Annotated in this window: 12 protein-coding genes; 8 read left to right on the top strand and 4 right to left on the bottom strand. The window is 60.5% G+C overall.

Annotated elements, in window-relative coordinates; all coding sequences use genetic code 11:
* Positions 1 to 421: 421 nt before the first annotated feature.
* Together ACWGZX_RS23470 and ACWGZX_RS23465 are read right to left on the bottom strand one after the other, a co-directional pair.
* Entirely contained in the window at positions 422 to 1,759 is a 1,338-nt protein-coding gene (locus ACWGZX_RS23470) for a lysine N(6)-hydroxylase/L-ornithine N(5)-oxygenase family protein (protein ID WP_452625626.1), read from the bottom strand.
* A gap of 132 nt (positions 1,760 to 1,891) precedes the next feature.
* Positions 1,892 to 2,374, bottom strand: a complete 483-nt coding sequence (locus ACWGZX_RS23465; protein ID WP_317849374.1) for a sigma-70 family RNA polymerase sigma factor — start codon at positions 2,372 to 2,374, stop codon at positions 1,892 to 1,894.
* A gap of 320 nt (positions 2,375 to 2,694) precedes the next feature.
* Between ACWGZX_RS23465 and ACWGZX_RS23460 the strand changes: the two genes are divergently transcribed.
* Genes ACWGZX_RS23460 through ACWGZX_RS23450 form a run of 3 tightly spaced genes read left to right on the top strand, consistent with a single transcriptional unit; the run spans position 2,695 to position 7,243 of the window.
* Entirely contained in the window at positions 2,695 to 3,867 is a 1,173-nt protein-coding gene (locus ACWGZX_RS23460) for an efflux RND transporter periplasmic adaptor subunit (RefSeq protein WP_452625625.1), read from the top strand.
* Positions 3,868 to 5,841: a MacB family efflux pump subunit gene (locus ACWGZX_RS23455; protein WP_452625624.1), complete on the top strand. Its 1,974-nt coding sequence runs from the start codon at positions 3,868 to 3,870 to the stop codon at positions 5,839 to 5,841.
* A 7-nt stretch (positions 5,842 to 5,848) separates the two neighbouring features.
* Entirely contained in the window at positions 5,849 to 7,243 is a 1,395-nt protein-coding gene (locus ACWGZX_RS23450; protein ID WP_452625623.1) for an efflux transporter outer membrane subunit, read from the top strand.
* A 143-nt stretch (positions 7,244 to 7,386) separates the two neighbouring features.
* Here ACWGZX_RS23450 and pvdP read toward each other — a convergent pair whose 3' ends face one another.
* Entirely contained in the window at positions 7,387 to 9,015 is a 1,629-nt protein-coding gene (gene pvdP, locus ACWGZX_RS23445; RefSeq protein ID WP_452625622.1) for a pyoverdine maturation tyrosinase PvdP, read from the bottom strand.
* 253 nt (positions 9,016 to 9,268) lie between these two features.
* On the opposite strand from pvdP, the gene pvdM reads away from it, so the two are divergent.
* The 5 genes from pvdM (at position 9,269) to ACWGZX_RS23420 (ending at position 17,502) form a co-directional block, all read left to right on the top strand.
* Positions 9,269 to 10,618 carry a pyoverdine-tailoring dipeptidase-like protein PvdM gene (gene pvdM / locus ACWGZX_RS23440; RefSeq protein WP_452625621.1) on the top strand — a complete coding sequence of 450 codons (1,350 nt, stop codon included), beginning with the start codon at positions 9,269 to 9,271 and terminating at the stop codon, positions 10,616 to 10,618.
* A gap of 28 nt (positions 10,619 to 10,646) precedes the next feature.
* Complete coding sequence (pvdN, locus tag ACWGZX_RS23435; protein ID WP_452625620.1) at positions 10,647 to 11,927, top strand: pyoverdine-tailoring periplasmic protein PvdN; 1,281 nt, start codon at positions 10,647 to 10,649, stop codon at positions 11,925 to 11,927.
* Between the two features lie 146 nt (positions 11,928 to 12,073).
* Positions 12,074 to 12,952: a dihydropyoverdine dehydrogenase gene (pvdO, locus tag ACWGZX_RS23430; RefSeq protein ID WP_452625619.1), complete on the top strand. Its 879-nt coding sequence runs from the start codon at positions 12,074 to 12,076 to the stop codon at positions 12,950 to 12,952.
* Between the two features lie 213 nt (positions 12,953 to 13,165).
* Positions 13,166 to 14,815, top strand: a complete 1,650-nt coding sequence (locus tag ACWGZX_RS23425) for a cyclic peptide export ABC transporter (protein ID WP_452625618.1) — start codon at positions 13,166 to 13,168, stop codon at positions 14,813 to 14,815.
* A gap of 215 nt (positions 14,816 to 15,030) precedes the next feature.
* Positions 15,031 to 17,502, top strand: a complete 2,472-nt coding sequence (locus tag ACWGZX_RS23420) for a TonB-dependent siderophore receptor (RefSeq protein ID WP_452625617.1) — start codon at positions 15,031 to 15,033, stop codon at positions 17,500 to 17,502.
* A gap of 250 nt (positions 17,503 to 17,752) precedes the next feature.
* On the opposite strand, the gene ACWGZX_RS23415 is transcribed toward ACWGZX_RS23420, so the two are convergent.
* Positions 17,753 to 18,709, bottom strand: a complete 957-nt coding sequence (locus ACWGZX_RS23415) for an alpha/beta hydrolase (protein WP_452625616.1) — start codon at positions 18,707 to 18,709, stop codon at positions 17,753 to 17,755.
* Positions 18,710 to 18,745: the final 36 nt, after the last annotated feature.

The raw sequence follows: 18,745 nt of genomic DNA, 5'->3' as shown, positions 1-18,745 counted from the left end.
GTGTGTCGATGAGAGGGCGTCGGGAATCGCGCCACGACTGGCTCGACCGGGAAGCCGCTGCTCGCTGTACGGCGAGACAACGGCAAAAAAAAGCTGCGCGTTATCTTGCCGAGACGGTGCCGGTTACTGAAACCGGCCGACTACTGTCACTCGAACAAGTACCCACTGTGGGTCTCCGCTATTGATGAAAACGCGCGAAGCTTATGCCCCGATTTCTGGAGAGTAAACGAAGGCACGGCGTGGGGTGAGGGAATCGCGGGGTTCTTCAGGAAGGGTTCAGCTTTCAAAATTTCCGGTGCTTTCAAGGGCCTCATCGCGAGCAGGCTCACTCCTACATTGGCCTGCTTACACAGTTCCATTGTAGGAGTGAGCCGGCTCCGGGCGGCGTTCCGACGAAGGCGGCCGAGCAGGCGCCGAAAATTTAGCTGGCAGTCGCCAACAACAGATCCACCACCGACCGGCTGTGCCCACGGTTCTTGCCATGCTCATACAACGAACCGGCAATCTCATCCGCCCGTATCGGCAGGATCGACAACAGCGTGTCGCTCAACCCATGGCTCGCCTGGCAGAAGCCCTGCATGTAGATGCCGGCCTTGCAGCGCTCATCAGTGATCAGCTTGTAGTTTCGATCCACCTCGTAATCACCCAGGTACTGCTCCATTGGTGCCAGCAACTTACGGTGCATCTGCCGCTCATAACCGGTGGCCAACACCACGGCGTCGTAATGACGAACCGTGACTTCACCGGTGGCGTTGTTGCGCACCACCAGTTCGATACCGTATTCAGTGGCCGTGGCTTTTTCGATGGTGGTCAAGGTGTGGAACGCATGGCGTGCGATGCCCGAGACTTTCTGGCGATAGAAGATGCCGTAGATGCGTTCGATCAGGTCGATGTCCACCACCGAATAGTTGGTGTTGTGGTACTCGTTGACCAGGCGTTCGCGCTCGCTGTGGGCTTGCTGGAACACCAGGTCGGTGAACTCCGGCGAGAATACTTCGTTGACGAACGGACTGTCATCCGCCGGTTTCAGCGCCGAACCGCGCAGGATCATGTCGACTTGCACCGACGGGAAGCTGTCGTTCAAGTCGATGAAGGCTTCCGCTGCGCTCTGCCCGCCGCCGATGATGGCGATGCTCATCGGCTGATTGTTCACGCACGGTTGCCTGGCCATTTGCGCCAGGTACTGGGAGTGGTGGAACACGCGGCTGTCATCCTTGAGCAACTTGAACGCCTGCGGAATGCGTGGTGTACCGCCAGCACTGACCACCACTGAACGGGTGGTCCGCACGTGTTGCTGACCGTCGGCGTCGCGCGAAATCACCCGCAACGCTTCGACTTGCTGGCTGTGCAGCACCGGCTCGATGGTCAGCACTTCTTCGCCGTAACGGCTCTGCGTTTCAAATTGCGCGGCGACCCAGCGCAGGTAGTCGTTGTATTCCATGCGGCATGGATAGAAGGTGCCGAGGTTGATGAAATCCACCAGACGACCGTGATGCTTGAGGTAGTTGACGAAGGAGTACGGGCTGGTCGGATTGCGTAGCGTCACCAGGTCCTTGAGGAACGAGATCTGCAATTCGCTCTGGGTCACCAGGGTGTTGCCGTGCCAGCGGTAGTCCGCCTGCTTGTCGAGAAACAGAACATCCAGCTCGCCCTGGCTCGGCCCGCGCTCTTGCAGAGCGATGGCCAGCGCCAGGTTCGAAGGGCCGAAACCGACGCCGATCAGGTCGTGAACGATGGGCGATGCAATTGCCTGTGTCATTTCCAGTGTCCTCTGGATGAACCCCCGTGCAGCGGGGAGTAAGCCTAAGTGACCCGGCCGGCCTTGGGCAGGTCAGCAGGTCGTCTGTTGAGTAGGAACGAGGACAGTGAAATAAAATTTAACGGGAAAGGATCAATGGGCGTCCCACTGGCGCATCCGTACCCGGCAATGCTTCATCGCATTGACGATATGCTTTTCCACCAGGGCTCGCGAAATGCCCAAGCGTTCGGCGATCTCCGGGTGGGACAGCCCCTCGATCTTGCGCAACAGAAAACTGTCGCGACACAGCGGTGGCAATTGCGCCAAGGCACGCTGGAGCATTTGCAGGCGCTGGCCGTGATCGAGGCAGTTGTGCGGGGATGGCGTGAAGTAGCGTTCTTCGGTGTCGAGCACTTCCAGCGACTCGACCTGACGCAAGGCATTGCGCCGATGATCGTCGATCACCAGATTGAGTGCGGTGCGATACAGAAACGCCCGGGGCTGTTCGATGGGCGTGTCGCTGGAACGCTCCAGGACCCGCACATACGCGTCATGCACCACATCTTCGGCCACCTGGCGGTTGCCTAGCTTGGCGTTCAGGAAACACACCAGCTCGCGATAGTAGTTTTCCAACATGACTCCCGGCCGCACGGGTGCGGTTTTTGTCCTTGAGCCCCCTCGTCGACCGCCGAAATAGGCAGTGGCACGATAGTGGCAGTTCGAGGTGCGTAATTTATAGTAATTCTCATGTAGATTTAAAGTGTTGCTTTGTCTTGCCCGATAAATAGTCTTGAGCTACAGGTGTAACCCTATGTGTCCACACCTAAATTCCCCGCCCCATTCCTCGTTTACAGGACAGCTCCCCGTCTCTGTTGACTCCCCGACAGTGTTCGGCTGTCGCCGTTGTCTGCGCACAGGTTGAACGACGGGCCGATACCCATTGGCCGGAACCCTGCATGAAACGTCCCCGACACACCCGACGCGCCCTGCTTGTAGCACTTTGTCTGATCCCCGTTATCGCCGTCGCCGCCTGGCAGGTCCTCCCGCCCGGCCGCGATAAATTCGCCACCGTGGCCGTCAGCCGTGGCGATATTGAAAGCAGCGTCACCGCGTTGGGTACGCTGCAACCTCGACGTTATGTCGATGTCGGTGCTCAAGCGTCCGGGCAGATCCAGCAAATTCACGTGGAGGTCGGCGACGTAGTCAAAGAAGGACAGCTGCTAGTGGAAATCGACCCGTCCACACAACAGGCCAAACTCGACGCAGGGCGTTTCTCCATCGAAAACCTCAAGGCGCAGCTTCAGGAGCAACGGGCTCTGCACGAGCTCGCCCGGCAGAAATACCAGCGCCAGCAGAACCTCAAGGCAGGCGGTGCCACCCGTGAAGAAGACGTGCAAACCGCTCAGGCCGAACTGCGTGCCACCCAGGCCCGCATCGACATGTTCCAGGCACAGATCCGTCAGGCCGAAGCCAGCCTGCGCAGCGATCAGGCCGAACTGGGCTACACCCGCATCTACGCACCGATGTCTGGCACCGTGGTCGCCCTCGACGCCCGCGAAGGCCAGACCCTCAACGCACAGCAGCAGACACCATTGATTTTGCGCATCGCCAAACTATCGCCCATGACCGTTTGGGCCGAAGTTTCGGAAGCTGACATCGGCCACGTCAAACCCGGCATGAATGCCTGGTTCACCACCTTAAGCGGTGGCAGTCGTCGTTGGAGCAGCACCGTGCGGCAGATTCTGCCTGTACCGCCCAAGCCACTGGATCAGACCAGTCAGGGTGGCGGCAGCCCGGCCAGTTCGAGCAAAAGCGGCAGCGCGCGCGTAGTGCTGTACACCGTGTTGCTCGATGTCGATAACGCCGACAATGCACTGATGGCAGAAATGACGACGCAGGTGTTTTTCGTTTCCGACCAGGCAAAAAACGTCCTCACCGCGCCCATTGCGGCGTTGCAAGGTGGCGCAGAACCAGGCAACCAGACTGCGCAAGTCGTGGCCAAAAACGGCAGCGTCGAGCAGCGCGAAGTTCGCACCGGAATCAGTGATCGCCTGCGGGTGCAGATCCTCGATGGATTACAGGAGGGCGATCACCTGCTGATCGGCTCTGCCGACGGGAGCGGCGGTTGAATGCAGACGCCCCTGATCGACCTGCAAGACATCCGTAAAGCCTACGGTGGCGGCGATTCACCGCACGTTCATGTACTGCGCGGCATCGACCTGTCGATCCATGCGGGGGAGTTCGTGGCGATTGTCGGCGCCTCCGGGTCCGGCAAGTCGACGCTGATGAACATCCTCGGCTGCCTCGACCGCCCCACTTCGGGCGAATACCGCTTTGCCGGGGAAAACGTATCCGGGCTCGACAGCGACGAACTGGCCTGGCTGCGCCGCGAAGCCTTTGGTTTTGTGTTTCAGGGGTATCACCTGATTCCGTCCGGCTCGGCTCAGGAAAACGTCGAGATGCCGGCCATCTACGCTGGCACCCCCGCCGCCGAACGCCATGCCCGCGCCGCCGCCCTGCTCGACCGCCTCGGCCTGGCCTCGCGCACCGGCAACCGTCCGCACCAGCTCTCCGGCGGGCAACAACAGCGGGTATCCATTGCCCGCGCCTTGATGAACGGCGGCCACATCATCCTCGCCGACGAACCCACCGGCGCCCTCGACAGCCACAGCGGTGCCGAGGTCATGACGCTGCTCGATGAACTGGCAAGCCAGGGTCATGTGGTGATCCTGATCACCCACGACCGTGAAGTCGCGGCCCGGGCCAAACGCATCATCGAAATTCGCGACGGCCTGATCATCAGCGACAGCGCCCGCGACAACCCTGAAGCCCAGACCTCAGCCAAACCCGGCGCGTTGCAAGCCGTGGACCTGCGCAAGCGTCTGAGCGAAGGTGCCGAGGCCACTGGCGCGTGGAAAGGTGAACTGATCGACGCAGTGCAAGCCGCCTGGCGGGTAATGTGGATCAACCGCTTCCGCACGGCGCTGACGCTGCTCGGGATTATCATCGGTGTGGCGTCGGTGGTGGTCATGCTGGCGGTAGGCGAAGGCAGCAAACGCCAGGTCATGGCGCAAATGGGCGCCTTCGGCTCGAACATCATTTACCTCAGCGGCTCGGCCCCGAACCCGCGTACCGCGCCGGGCATCGTCACCCTCGATGACGTCGCGGCGGTGGCCAGCCTGCCGCAAGTGATGCGGATCATGCCGGTCAATGGCCAGGAAGCCGGGGTGCGCTTCGGTAACCTCGACCACTTGAGTTACGTCGGTGGCAACGACACCAATTTTCCGGCGATCTTCAATTGGCCGGTGGTCGAAGGCAACTACTTCACCGAGGCCGATGAGCGAAACGCCGCGGCGGTCGCGGTGATCGGCCACAAGGTGCGAACCAGGTTACTCAAGGACGTGGCCAACCCGATCGGCCAATACATCCTGATCGAAAACGTGCCGTTTCAGGTGGTCGGCGTCCTCGCGGAAAAAGGTGCCAGCTCTGGCGATTCCGACAGCGACGACCGTATCGCCATCCCCTACTCCGCCGCCAGCGTCCGGCTGTTTGGTACGCACAATCCCGAATACGTGGCCATCGCCGCCGCCGATGCGCGCAAGGTCAAAGAGACTGAGATGGCCATCGAGCAGTTGATGCTGCGGCTGCACAACGGCAAGAAGGATTTCGAGCTGACCAACAACGCCGCGATGATCCAGGCCGAAGCACGCACGCAAAACACCCTGTCGCTGATGCTCGGCTCGATTGCCGCGATTTCCTTGCTGGTGGGTGGGATCGGTGTGATGAACATCATGCTGATGACCGTGCGCGAGCGCACCCGCGAGATCGGTATTCGCATGGCCACCGGCGCCCGGCAGCGCGACATCCTGCGTCAGTTTCTCACCGAAGCGGTGATGCTCTCGGTGGTCGGCGGGCTGGCCGGGATCGCCTTGGCGCTGATCGTTGGCGGTGTGTTGATTCTCAGCGAAGTCGCTGTTGCGTTCTCCTTGATAGCGGTGCTCGGCGCCTTCGGCTGCGCCCTGGTCACCGGTGTTGTCTTCGGCTTCATGCCGGCCCGCAAAGCTGCCCGACTCGACCCGGTCACGGCCCTTACCAGTGAATGATCTTTCCATGAAGCCGTCACTCAGTCTGTTGACTCTCTGCCTGTTGCTCGGTGCTTGCGCCAGCCCCGCCCAGCGCCCGGACAGCGACCTCCAGCCGCCCGCCGACTGGCAATCACCGCACAATGAAGGCACCACCCGCAGCAACCAGCAATGGTGGACGCAGTTCGGTAGCCCGCAGCTGGACCAACTGATCGAACAGGCACGCGTCGGCAGTTTCGATCTGGCCGCCGCCATCGCCCGTGTGCGTCAGGCACAGGCGGAAACGGTGGTGGCCGGCGGTTCGCAGCTGCCGCAGGTCACAGCGGGGTTGAATGCCAACCGCCAGAAACTGCTGCGTGGCAATGGCTATAGCCAACTCGATGCCGACAGCGATAATAGCGCCGCGGATTACTTCAACGCCAACCTCAGCGCCAGCTACGAAATCGATTTCTGGGGCGGCCAGCGCGCCTCCCGCGACAGCGCACAGTTTGCGTTGCAGGCCAGCCAGTTCGATCAGGCAACGGTGGAATTGACGCTGCTCAGCAGCGTTGCCAGCGGCTATGCACAAACCCTGTCGCTGCGCGAACAGAGCCGCATCGCCGAACTGAACCTGGCGAACGCGCAGAGTGTTTTGAAACTGGTGCAGACGCGGTTTGATTCAGGCTCGGCGACCGCGCTGGAACTGGCGCAGCAAAAAAGCCTGGTCGCGGCGCAACAACGGCAATTGCCGCTGGTGCAGCAACAGGCTCAGGACGCTTCGATCAGCCTGGCGGCCCTGCTCGGCCGGCCGGTGCAGCAATTGCCGTTGAGCCTGGAACATTTCGATCAACTGTCATGGCCGACCATCGACGCTGGCGTGCCCAGTGAACTGATCCGGCGCCGCCCGGACATTGCCCGTGCCGAAGCACAACTGGCCGCAGCACAGGCGAATGTCACCGTGGCCCGCGCCGCGATGTTGCCGACCGTGACCTTGAGCGCTGAAATCGGCTCGGGGGCTGACCGCGCCGCCGATATGTTGCGCAACCCGTTTTACAACCTGACCGCAGGCCTGGTCGCACCGATCTTCAATAATGGTCGTCTCGGCGCTCAGCGTGACAAGGCCACAGCCCGCCAGGAAGAGCTGCTGGAAACCTATCGCGGCGCGATCATCAACGGTTTTGCCGACGTGGAAAAAGCGCTGAACAGCATTCGTGGTCTGGATGAACAGCGGCAGTGGCAAGGTGAGGAACTGAAGCAGGCGCAGACCGCATTCGATATCGCTCAGAGCCGCTACCAGGCCGGGGCCGAGGATTTGCTGACGGTGCTGGAGACGCAACGCACCTTGTATGCGGCGCAGGATCTGAATGTGCAGCTGCGGTTGTCGCGGTTGCAGGCGAGTATTGCGCTGTACAAGGCGTTGGGTGGGGGGTGGCAGGTTTTGTGATTTGTGTCGCCAATGAGTCCGCCATCGCGGGCAAGCTCGGCTCCCACAGGTTATGCGTCATGTCCAAAACATGCGGCACACATAAAACCTGTGGGAGCCGGGCTTGCCCCGGGCGGCGTTCCGACGATGAACGATAACTCGGTTTAACTGGTAATCGGCTTAGCCTTCAAATGCCGCGCATACCAAGGCCGCTGCGGCACTTTGCGGAACATATCCGCCAGCTTCTTCTCATCCTCGCCAAATGTTATCCGCAGCGCCAGCTTCATGGTTTCGGGGTCCATCTCAACCGACTTGCCCGCCTGCAACCCCGGCGTGGTGCTGCAACCATGGGTGCTCGGCCCCAACCACGGGTCAGCGACTTCCACCCAACGCCCCGGGGAAAACCATGGCACGCCGTTAACCTCCAGCCGACTCACCTCCCCCGGATGAAAGCGTTCATGCGCGCGAAACCAGTCTTCCAGTCGATCATCGATCCAGCCATGGAAATACCAGAATACCGGGTTCACATGGGACGAAAACGGATCGCCGAGGAAGTCGTTTTCCGGTGCAAACCAGCGTGCGGAAAAGTCCGCCGGATCCCTGGCGAATGGCACCGGCTGGCCGTTGGATGGATCCCGTGGCACCGAGGCCCAGCGCATGTGCAACCAGTCGTGCAGACCCAACTCAACCTCTGAACCGAACTGGCCCAGGGTCAGCTTCGACAGATAACGCGGGTCGCGGTAGCGCGACTCCCAGACCTGAAAATTACTGTGATACGTCTCGGCGGTCTTGATGTCGCTGACCCATTGTGAGTATTCGGCATCGTCGTCGGCCACCCAGGTCGGCGGCAGCGCGGTGCCGTCGTGGTTGTCGCAGTATTGGGCGAAGCCGATGCGATCACGGGCCAGTTCCGGTTGCGGCAACGGGAAGTGTGGCCATGACGGCAAGTCCTGCATCGACCGCGCCGTGCCGAGCATGTACCGATGCATGAAAAAAAAGTCCACGCCCGAGCCATTTCGATCCTTGCGCGCACCACGGGCATCGCGCTCCTTGTCGCGCGGGCCGGGCTGCCAGCCGAGGCCACGCAAGGCATTGCGTTTGTCTTCGGACAAGGTGTGCCATTTGTCCCGAGAAGCATGCCAGAGCTGGTGAAACAGCCGATGCTCGGGCGAAATCAGCCAGGCCAGCAGCGATGCATTGAGCCCGATGCGCTCGCGGGCTTCGGGGAATACCCGTTTGACGGCGATAAAGCGATTGTCCTGCGTGGTCATCATCAGCGGACGATCAAGGTTCAATACGCGACCACTGAGCGTGCCGCTGCCAGCGTTACCGAAACCGGCCCAGACTTCGTCCAGCGCCATGCTGAATTCGTAATCGGGGGTGCCCTGCGCCGCATTGGCTTTGACCAACCGCCAGCTCAATTGCGCCGCCTTGGCATCGGCCAGATCACCTAGCACCCGGTAACGCGGTGCTTCGTCCGAACGCAAACGCTCGGCCGTGTCGAGGAACCCGATCAGGCCACGCCCTTTGTGGCCGACGTCAAGAAACACTTCCAGACCATCACGAGGCAAACCTTCAATCCCGGCGTCACGGCCTTCAAAACGAATCTGCCAAACGCCCCGCAGCGTGTCCGCCAGCCGCTGGCCGGCGACATCCGCCACATCAAAAGAAGCTTCGCCGGGGGTAATCGTCGGATCCGCTTTCGTCCATTCACGATGCCCATAAAAAGCCGCCGGCACCGCAACGCCGGTCAGCGCCAGGCCTGCCATGAACCCTCGTCGAGAAATCGTCATTGCCCTACCTGTGTCAGCCATGGAGCAGGCTTTATCCAAGCTAGAACGTTCGCCCCCCTTAAAAATTTAGAAGCTTCGCTGGCAAGCCAGCTCCTACAGAGATTGTGTGTACACCGCAGATCCCCTGTAGGAGCTGGCTTGCCAGCGAAGAGGCCATCAGCCCCCCTAAATTTCCAACGGCATAACTCGTTCCTCCCAGATAGCAAAGCCCCCCAACGCCCACACCGGGGCAATGAACCTGACTGAGATGAACATGACAAAACCACGTTCAAAAAAGGCGCTTTACCTCGGCCTGCCCTTGGCCCTGGCAATCAGCGCCGGTGCCGGCTATGCCGTCTGGGATCACTGGTTCAAAGACAACCCCGGCTACCCGATCAAGGTGATGCAACAGGCCGATGAGCTGCAAACACGCATCCTCTCCTTCGACAGCCACGTCACCGTGCCGCTGGACTTCGGCACCGCCGGCAACGAAGCCGACAAGGACGGCAGCGGGCAGTTCGACCTGGTCAAAACCGGACGCGGACGCCTCTCCGGCGCTGCCCTGACGATCTTCGGCTGGCCGGAAATCTGGAACGGCGCCAACGCCCCGCACCGCCCAACCGCAGGCTTTGTCGACGAAGCCCGGTTCGAGCAGGAAACCCGCTACAAAATCATCAGCGCCATGGTCCGCGATTTCCCCAATCAAGTCGCCATCGCCTACACCCCGGACGATTTCCGCCGGTTGCACGGCGAAGGCAAGTTCGCGGTGTTCATCAGCATGCTCAACGCCTACCCGCTGGGCAACGACCTGAATGCGCTGGACACATGGGCCGCTCGCGGCATGCGCATGTTCGGCTTCAGCTACGTGGGCAACAACGCCTGGGCTGACTCATCGCGGCCGCTGCCGTTCTTCAATGATTCGCGGGACGCCCTCGGTGGCCTGTCGGACATCGGTAAACAAGCGGTGCATCGCCTGAATGACCTCGGCGTGATCATCGATGTCTCGCAGATGTCGACCAAGGCCCTGGAACAAGTCGCGCAACTGAGCCGCACGCCGATGGTCGCCTCGCACTCAGCGCCTCGCGCGCTGGTGGACATCCCGCGAAACCTCAGCGACCAGGAAATGCAGCTGATCAAAAACAGCGGCGGCGTGGTGCAAATTGTCGGCTTCCCGACCTACATCCGCCCCTTGAGCCAAACCACCCAGGACAAACTCAACGCCCTGCGCGCCCGCTTCGACCTGCAACCGCTGCAAGGCCTGGAAATGGCGCTGATGCCCGGCGACCCGGTGATCACCGTCTGGTCCGAGCAACGCTTCGGCGAGTACGCCAGCCAGCTCTACGCGATTGTCGATGAAGAACCGAAAGCCACGCTCAAGGACTACGGCGACGCGATTGATTACGCGGTGAAGAAAATAGGCATCGATCACGTGGGCATCAGCTCCGACTTCAACGATGGCGGCGGCCTTGAGGGCTGGAAGGATGTCAGCGAAGCCCGCAACGTCACGGCCGAACTGATCAGTCGCGGCTACAGCGAGGCCGATATCGCCAAGCTGTGGGGCGGCAATTTCCTGCGGGTCTGGGACCAGGTGCAGAAGTCTTCCCGGCCTGTGGCGAAAAACTGAATCCCCTTTGCAAAAGCGAACCTTGCTGATGACCAACCGTCGTTCATTCCTCAAGCAGGCCGGGATTCTCGCGGCCGGCCTGCCCCTGAGCAGTGCTGTGATGTTGCCGGCACGGGCTGCCACTGCGCAGCCGCTGTCCAAGGACAAGTGGGCGCAATTGCGCCAACTGTTCGATCAGGATCCGGACTATTTGCACTTCGCCAACTTTCTGGTGACTTCGCACCCACGACCGGTGCGCGAGGCCATCGAACGGCACCGCGCCAACCTCGACCGCAACCCCGGCCGGGCGATGGACTGGGACGTGGGCGAAACGGAAAAACGTGAGCAGGACGTGCGCGTCTGGGCCGGGCGTTACCTCAAGGCCAAGCCTGAACAAATCGCCCTCACCGGCAGCACCACCGAGGGTCTGTCGCTGATCTACGGCGGCATTCATGTGCGTCCGGATCAGGAAGTCCTCACCACCGAGCATGAACACTACGCCAGCCACTATGCGCTGGATTACCGTCAGCAAAAGGACGGGGTCAAGGTGCGCAAGCTCAAGCTGTTCGAGAACAGCCGCGACATTTCCGTTGATGAAGTGCTCGGTTCGATCAGCAAAGGCATCCGCCCGCAAACCCGCGTGCTCGGCATGACCTGGGTGCAATCCGGCAGCGGCGTGAAACTGCCGATTGGCGAGATTGGCAAACTGGTGGAAGAACAGAACCGCAATCGCGAAGAAAAGGACCGCATTCTGTATGTGGTTGACGGCGTGCATGGCTTCGGCGTCGAGGACCTCGACTTCCCCGACATGCACTGCGATTTCTTCATCGCCGGCACCCACAAATGGATGTTCGGCCCGCGCGGCACCGGGATCATTTGCGCCCGCTCCGCCGAACTCAAGGACGTCACGCCGACCATTCCGACCTTCTCCGAAGCCACCACTTTTTCGACCATCATGACCCCCGGCGGCTATCACAGTTTCGAACACCGTTGGGCTCTGGACGAGGCGTTCAAGCTGCATTTGGAGCTGGGCAAGGCTGAGGTGCAGGCGCGTATTCACGGGATCAACACCTATGCGAAAAGCCGCCTGTTGGAGCATCCGCAGATCGAACTGGTCACGCCAAAGAGCCCGGACCTGTCCGCCGGCTTCACCTTCTTCCGGATCAAGGACCGCGACTGCGAAAAAGTCGCTGCCCAATTGATGGAAAACCGCGTGGTCTGCGACGCGGTGGAGCGCGATGTCGGCCCGGTGATCCGCATTGCGCCTGGCCTGCTCAACACTGAAGACCATATCGACCGCTTCATGGCCGTGCTGAACAAAACCGCATGACGCCATAACGCTGATCCCTGTAGGAGCGGGCTTGCTCGCGAAGGCAATTTATCAGTCGACATTGTTGCTGACTGACACACCGCCTTCGCGAGCAAGCCCACATTGAACCTGGCGTGACACCCATTTTTTTTATTTCGAGATAACTCATGAACAGTGATCTGTTACCCCGCCCGCTCAAGGCTCTCGCCCTGACCGCCCTCCTCGCCGGCCTACTACCGACCACCGCCTTGGCTGCCACCGCGCCGCAACCCGGCAAAGTATTCAAGGACTGCCGCGACTGCCCGGAAATGGTGGTGCTGCCCGCCGGCACTTTCACCATGGGCACGCCGGACGATGAAGTCGGCCGCGAGCCCGACGAAGGTCCGATGCACGACGTGACCTTCGCCAAGCCGTTCGCCATGAGCCGCTTCCAGGTCACCGCTGGCGAGTGGGACAGCTACGTGCGCGAGAGCGGCGTGATCATTGCCAACGGCGATACCCGGCCGGGCCGCGAATGCATCGCCAGCAAACCGCGTTATCCGCAAACCCCGCGCCAGCCCGCGGTGTGCATGAACTTCGATGACGTCAAAAACTACGTCGCCTGGCTGTCGAAAAAGACCGGGCAGACGTACCGCATGGTCAGCGAAGCCCAGCGGGAATACGCAGCGCGGGGCGGCACCAAAGGACCGTTCCCCTTCCCGTTCGATGAAGGCAAGGCCTACAGCATCGCCAGGCACGCCAACACCTACGGCCCGGCGGACGGTTACAGCTACAGCTCGCCGGTGGGCAGCTACCCGCCCAATGCGTTCGGTATGTACGACATGCACGGCAACGTTTACGAATGGGTCGAAGACTGCGAACACCCGAACTACATCGGTGCCCCCACCGATGGCAGCGCGTGGTTGGAACCCAACTGCGAAGCCGTGCGCATTCGCGGTAACGATTGGGGTGAAGCGCCGGTGTTTTCGCGCTCTGGCAACCGCAACAGCCAGTACCAGCAAGAGCGCGGCGACTGGATAGGCTTGCGCGTTGTGCGTGACCTTTAACCCATAACACGTCCCCCTGTAGGAGCCGAGCTTGCTCGCGATAGCGGACTCACAGTCAACATCTCTATCGACTGGAAGGTAGCCATCGCGAGCAAGCTCGGCTCCTACAGGGTTGTGTGTGTGTGGTCGTCGGCAGTCGGTACCCGGCTAAATTAAGCCTTGCACCAGACGTTCTACTGGGTATCTGCCTTACGACCCAAGGAACTGTCTCCCATGCCCCAGCCAACCCGTGGCGCCCTCGGCGAATTGTTCGCCCTGTTGAAACCCTTTCGGCTGATCGTCGCCGCTTCCATTTTCCTGGGCATGGTCGGCGGCCTGAGCGTCACGGTCTTGCTGGCAACCATCAACAACGCCCTGCATTCGGACACCGGCCTGACCCAAGGCGTCGTCGCGCTGTTCGCCAGCCTGTGCCTGCTGGCGCTGCTGAGTTCGATCTGCTCCGACATCGGCACCAACTATGTCGGCCAGCACATCATCGCCAAGCTGCGTAAACAGCTGGGCGAAAAAGTCCTGTCGGCGCCCATCGAACAGATCGAACGCTACCGCAGCCACCGGCTGATTCCGGTGCTGACCCACGACGTTGATACCATCAGCGACTTCGCCTTCGCCTTCGCCCCACTGGCGATTTCCGTGACCGTGACCTTGGGTTGTATGGGTTATCTGGCCATTCTGTCGTGGCCAATGTTCCTGATCATGGTGGCGGCGATCCTGATCGGCACGGCGATTCAGGCCTACGCCCAGAGCAAAGGCGTGCAGGGTTTCATGGCCGCCCGAGACGCCGAAGACGAACTGCAAAAGCACTACAACGCGATTGCCGAAGGGGCCAAGGAACTGCGCATCCATCGCCCGCGTCGCCAGCGCATGTTTGTCTCGGGCATCAAGGCCACCGCCGAATTCATCTGCAACACCCAGGTGCGCTCGATCAACACCTTCGTGATTGCCAAGACCTTTGGCTCAATGCTGTTCTTCGTGGTCATCGGCCTGGCGCTGGCCTTGCAAACCTTCTGGCCGAGCGCCGATAAAACTGTGATGAGCGGCTTCGTACTGGTGCTGCTGTACATGAAAGGCCCGCTGGAACACTTGATCAGCACGCTGCCGATTGTCAGCCGCGCACAAATTGCCTTCCGCCGTATCGCCGAATTGTCCGAGCAGTTTTCCACCCCCGAACCGCATCTGCTGCTGAGCGATCATGGCCCGGTCAAACACGCGGTACACGAACTGAAACTGACCGAGGTGCGTTTCGCTTTTCCCGCAGCCGAAGGCGCGGCGCCGTTCCAGCTCGGGCCGGTGAACCTGACGATCAAGCAAGGCGACATCACCTTTATCGTCGGCGAGAACGGTTGCGGCAAGACCACGCTGATCAAGTTGCTGCTGGGTTTGTACACGCCGCAGCAGGGCGAAATCCGCGTCAATGGCGAGACCATCGACGCACACAATCGCGATGACTATCGCCAGTTGTTCACCACGATATTCGCCGACTACTACCTGTTCGATGACGTGGTCCAGGGCGACACGCACATCCCCGAAGACGCGAACGAATACCTGCAACGGCTGGAGATCGCGCACAAGGTCAGCGTCAAGGACGGCAGCTTCACCACCACCGACCTGTCCACCGGCCAGCGCAAGCGCCTGGCGCTGGTCAACGCCTGGCTGGAGGAGCGTCCGGTGTTGGTGTTCGATGAGTGGGCGGCCGACCAGGACCCGACCTTCCGCCGGATCTTCTACACCGAGCTGCTGCCGGATCTCAAACGTCTGGGCAAGACCATCATCGTGATTTCCCACGATGACCGTTATTTCGATGTCGCCGACCAACTGGTGCGCATGGAAAGCGGTCGGGTGGTCACCGAACTGGCCCCAGCCTGAAAAAACTCTCTAGACAAACGCATTCTGTGTAGCAGCTGGCGAAGCCTGCTGCTACAGACCGCATCGCGGCATTGCTGACTGGCACTTCCCTCCAATTCAACCTTTTTAAATTTATTTCCCAGGTTTCTTTCCGGTTTTGCGTTCACGCCCCGTCTTAATAATCATTCTTATTAACAACAACTCTGCACAACATTTTTCAGGAGCTCAGGTAAGTAATGCGACCTCATCCACGCCGCACACCTCTCGCGCTGGCCGTACAGCGTACGACTTTGCATCTGCTCACTAGCGTACTGCTGACTGCCACCTTGCTGGGGAGCTCGATGGCCAATGCTGCACCTGTGAAAGTGAATGTTGCCGTCCAGCCGCTTTCCAACGCGCTGACCGAACTGGGCATGCAGACCAACTTGCAAATCCTTTACAGCCCGGATCAGGTGGCGGGCATCAAGTCGCGCGCGGTATCCGGTTCACTGGAACCGTCCGACGCCCTGAAGGCGCTGTTGCAAGGCACTGGCATTTCGTTCCAGATCAATGGCAACACCGTGACCCTGGTGTCTGGCGGCGGTTCGGGCCTGCAACTGGGCGCGACCACCATTTCCGGACAGGCCTTGGGCATGACCACAGAAGACACCGGCTCCTACACCACCGGCGCCACCACCACCGCGATCGGGCTGCCGCTGACCATTCGCGAAACGCCGCAAACGGTAACCGTGGTCACGCGTCAAATGATGGACGACCGCGGTGTACAAAGCGTTGCCGATGCGTTGCGCAACACCCCCGGCATCACAACGCAAAAGTACGACAGTGACCGCACCGAGTTTTCCGCCCGTGGTTTTGCCATCACCAACTTTCAGTACGACGGCGTCAACATTCCCTACGACGGTGTTTACGGTGAAAACCCGAACAACGGCGACGACGCGGCCAGCCTCGACCACATCGAAGTCATCAAGGGCGCTACCGGCCTGATGACCGGCGCTGGCGACCCGTCCGCCACGGTCAACCTGATCCGCAAGAAGCCGACCAAGGACTTCAAGGCCTCGGTCGCCGCCACTGCCGGCTACTGGGACAACTACCGCACCGAAGGCGACATCTCTGGTTCACTGACCGACTCTGGAAATGTGCGGGGGCGCTTTGTCGGCGCCTACCAGGACAAAGATTCGTACATGGACCATTACAGCCAGAAAAAAGATATCTACTACGGCATCCTCGAAGCCGATCTGACGGACGACACCTTGCTGACGTTCGGCGTCGACAAGTCCAGCGTCACCCCGCGCGGCAGCTCCTGGACCGGTAACGCACCGTACTTCACCGATGGCAGCCGTACCGACTTCTCGCGCAGTTTCAACCCGGGTGCCGACTGGAGCCGTCGTGATTTCGACAGCGTCACCTATTTCGCGTCGCTGGAACAAGCACTGGCCAATGACTGGAAATTCAAGGCCAGCTTCGACCAGAAAACCACCGATCACGATACCCAACTGGCCTCGGCCAGCGGTGGCTCCGCTGACCCCGTTACCGGCGAGGGCAATTTCCTGTACTGGGGTCGCTGGGAAGGTCATCGCGTACAGAACTCCGGGGACGTAAACCTCTCCGGGCCGTTTTCCCTGGGCGGGCGCGAGCATGAACTGGTGGCCGGCTTCATGGCTGCCCACTCGCGTCAGACGGGTGCGACCTACGACTCCAGCGCTTTCGAACTGGTGCCGGGCAGCATCTTTGACTGGAACGGTGAGCTGCCAAAACAGGAATTCCCGAAAAACGGCAAATACGAACGTACCCAGAGCCAGAACGGAATTTACATGGCCACGCGCCTGCGTCCGACCGACGACTTGTCGTTCATCCTCGGCGGCCGCCTGAGCACCTTCAAGTACAACGAAGACTACACCTACTATCCGGGTGCAAACCTGACCGACACCCACGCCAGCTATAAGGAACATGGTGTCGTCACGCCGTACGCCGGGGTGGTCTATGACCTGGACGATACGTACTCGGTCTATGCCAGCTACACCAAGATCTACCAGCCACAGATCTACCAGGACGCCACCGGCTCCACCCTCGACCCGGTTGAAGGTGACGGCTACGAAACCGGCATCAAAGCGGCTTATTTCGAAGGCAAACTGAACGCCAGCTTTGCCCTGTTCCAGATTGACCAGGACAACGTTGCCCAGTACGTCACCACCGACGTAAACACCGGTCGAGACATCTATGAAGCCATCTCCGGCGCCACCACCAAAGGTGTGGAGCTGGAACTGGCAGGCGCACTGGCGCAGGACTGGAACGTGTCTGCCGGCTACACCTACGCCCGTACCCGCGACAAGAATGAACAACGTATCTTCGGTTTCCCGTTGGCCTCCACCAAACCGGAACACGTGGTGCGTACGTTTACCACCTACCGCCTGCCCGGTGCGTTGGACCAGTTGACCATCGGTGGTGGCGTCAGCTGGCAGAGCGCGTTTTACGGCCAGAGCTTCAACCCGAACGTGGGTAACGGCGAAGGTGGCAACACCCTGCTCAAGCAAGGCGGCTACACCCTCGTGGACCTGATGACGCGCTTTCAGTACGACGAGCACCTGAGCTTCACCGCCAATGCCAACAACGTCTTCGACAAGAAGTACATGTCCGGCCTGGGCAACTTCGGCACCACCTTCTACGGCGAGCCGCGTAATGTGCAGATCATGGCGAAGTATGATTTCTGAGGTGTGAGCTGAAATGAAAAATGCCCGTGTCGTGAGATGCGGGCATTTTTTTTGGCTGAAAAATTTTTGTTGAATTTGAGTCCGCCTTCGCGAGCAGGCTCGCTCCCACATTGGATTTTCGGCGTTCACAAACCCCCTGTGGGAGCGAGCCTGCTCGCGAAGGCGATAATGGCCACACCAGCAAGCCCCCAGACCACATACAAAAAAACCGCCACCCCTGAACCAGAAATGGCGGTTTTTTCGATTAGGCTCAAATCCGCAAACGCACCCACCCCGCCACTTCCGTGTGAATCCCGGCAACCTCCCCCAACAACCCCGCCATGCGCATAAAGTCATGGGTCATGCCCGGCTGTTCCAGCAAGGTCAGCTCATTCCCCGCCGCACGCAGCCGATCGGCATACGCCAACCCTTCGTCATGCAACGGATCATGCCCGGCCAGGTACACCAACGCCGGTGCCACACCCGACAGGTCTGCTGCGAGCAACGGCGAGCAGCGCCAGTCCGCGAGGTCCTGGGGAGTGCGCCCATAATGGGCGTAGAACCAGTCCAGCGTTGGCGTTTCCAGCAAATACCCCCCGGCGAAATCCCGATGCGAGGCGCGTTTCGTCGTCGCATCCGTCACCGGGTACAGCAGCACTTGCGCCTTGGGTTTCAACGCCAGTTCCTCAGGCTCACGCACCGCCATGATTGACAATACCGTGGCCAACGTCGCGCCCACGCTGTCACCCACCAACGCCACCCGAGTCGCGTCCAGCCCCCGCGTAGCGCCTTCACCTGCAAGCCAGTTGGCGGCATCGCAGGCATCCTGCACCGGTGTCGGGAACCGCCACTCTGGCGCTAAACGATAATCCACCGTCAACAGCACGAAACCACCCTGCGCCGCCAGTCGCCGGCACAGCGCATCATGGGAATCGAGGCTGCCGACCACATAACCGCCGCCATGGAAATACAACACCACCGGCTGCAATCCCTCGACCGCTTGCCCGTCGCGATACAGCCGCGCCGACAGGCTATGACCGTCGCGCGCAGCAATCGTAAAGTTCTCGCAGGAAACGCTACCCAGCGGTACATCGAGAAACCCAGAGGACGCGTCAAAATCAATCCGAGCCTGTTGCGGAGACTGTTCATGCATCGCGCGACTTTTGCCGGTCATCCGGCCGAACTCGGCGAGTTCGAGAAATGCTTCAAGTTCTGGCAATACGGCCATTGGACGAGTCCTTTACGCAATAAGGTAGAAAATCTT

It is taken from the genome of Pseudomonas sp. CLCA07 (assembly GCF_053615335.1).
This window is presented reverse-complemented; position numbering and strand designations above follow the sequence as displayed.

Coding starts and splice junctions, on each gene's coding strand:
- ACWGZX_RS23470 (WP_452625626.1), bottom strand. CDS start 1,759: ATGACACAGGCAATTGCATCGCCCATCGTTCACGACCTGATCGGCGTC.
- ACWGZX_RS23465 (WP_317849374.1), bottom strand. CDS start 2,374: ATGTTGGAAAACTACTATCGCGAGCTGGTGTGTTTCCTGAACGCCAAG.
- ACWGZX_RS23460 (WP_452625625.1), top strand. CDS start 2,695: ATGAAACGTCCCCGACACACCCGACGCGCCCTGCTTGTAGCACTTTGT.
- ACWGZX_RS23455 (WP_452625624.1), top strand. CDS start 3,868: ATGCAGACGCCCCTGATCGACCTGCAAGACATCCGTAAAGCCTACGGT.
- ACWGZX_RS23450 (WP_452625623.1), top strand. CDS start 5,849: ATGAAGCCGTCACTCAGTCTGTTGACTCTCTGCCTGTTGCTCGGTGCT.
- pvdP (WP_452625622.1), bottom strand. CDS start 9,015: ATGACGATTTCTCGACGAGGGTTCATGGCAGGCCTGGCGCTGACCGGC.
- pvdM (WP_452625621.1), top strand. CDS start 9,269: ATGACAAAACCACGTTCAAAAAAGGCGCTTTACCTCGGCCTGCCCTTG.
- pvdN (WP_452625620.1), top strand. CDS start 10,647: ATGACCAACCGTCGTTCATTCCTCAAGCAGGCCGGGATTCTCGCGGCC.
- pvdO (WP_452625619.1), top strand. CDS start 12,074: ATGAACAGTGATCTGTTACCCCGCCCGCTCAAGGCTCTCGCCCTGACC.
- ACWGZX_RS23425 (WP_452625618.1), top strand. CDS start 13,166: ATGCCCCAGCCAACCCGTGGCGCCCTCGGCGAATTGTTCGCCCTGTTG.
- ACWGZX_RS23420 (WP_452625617.1), top strand. CDS start 15,031: ATGCGACCTCATCCACGCCGCACACCTCTCGCGCTGGCCGTACAGCGT.
- ACWGZX_RS23415 (WP_452625616.1), bottom strand. CDS start 18,709: ATGGCCGTATTGCCAGAACTTGAAGCATTTCTCGAACTCGCCGAGTTC.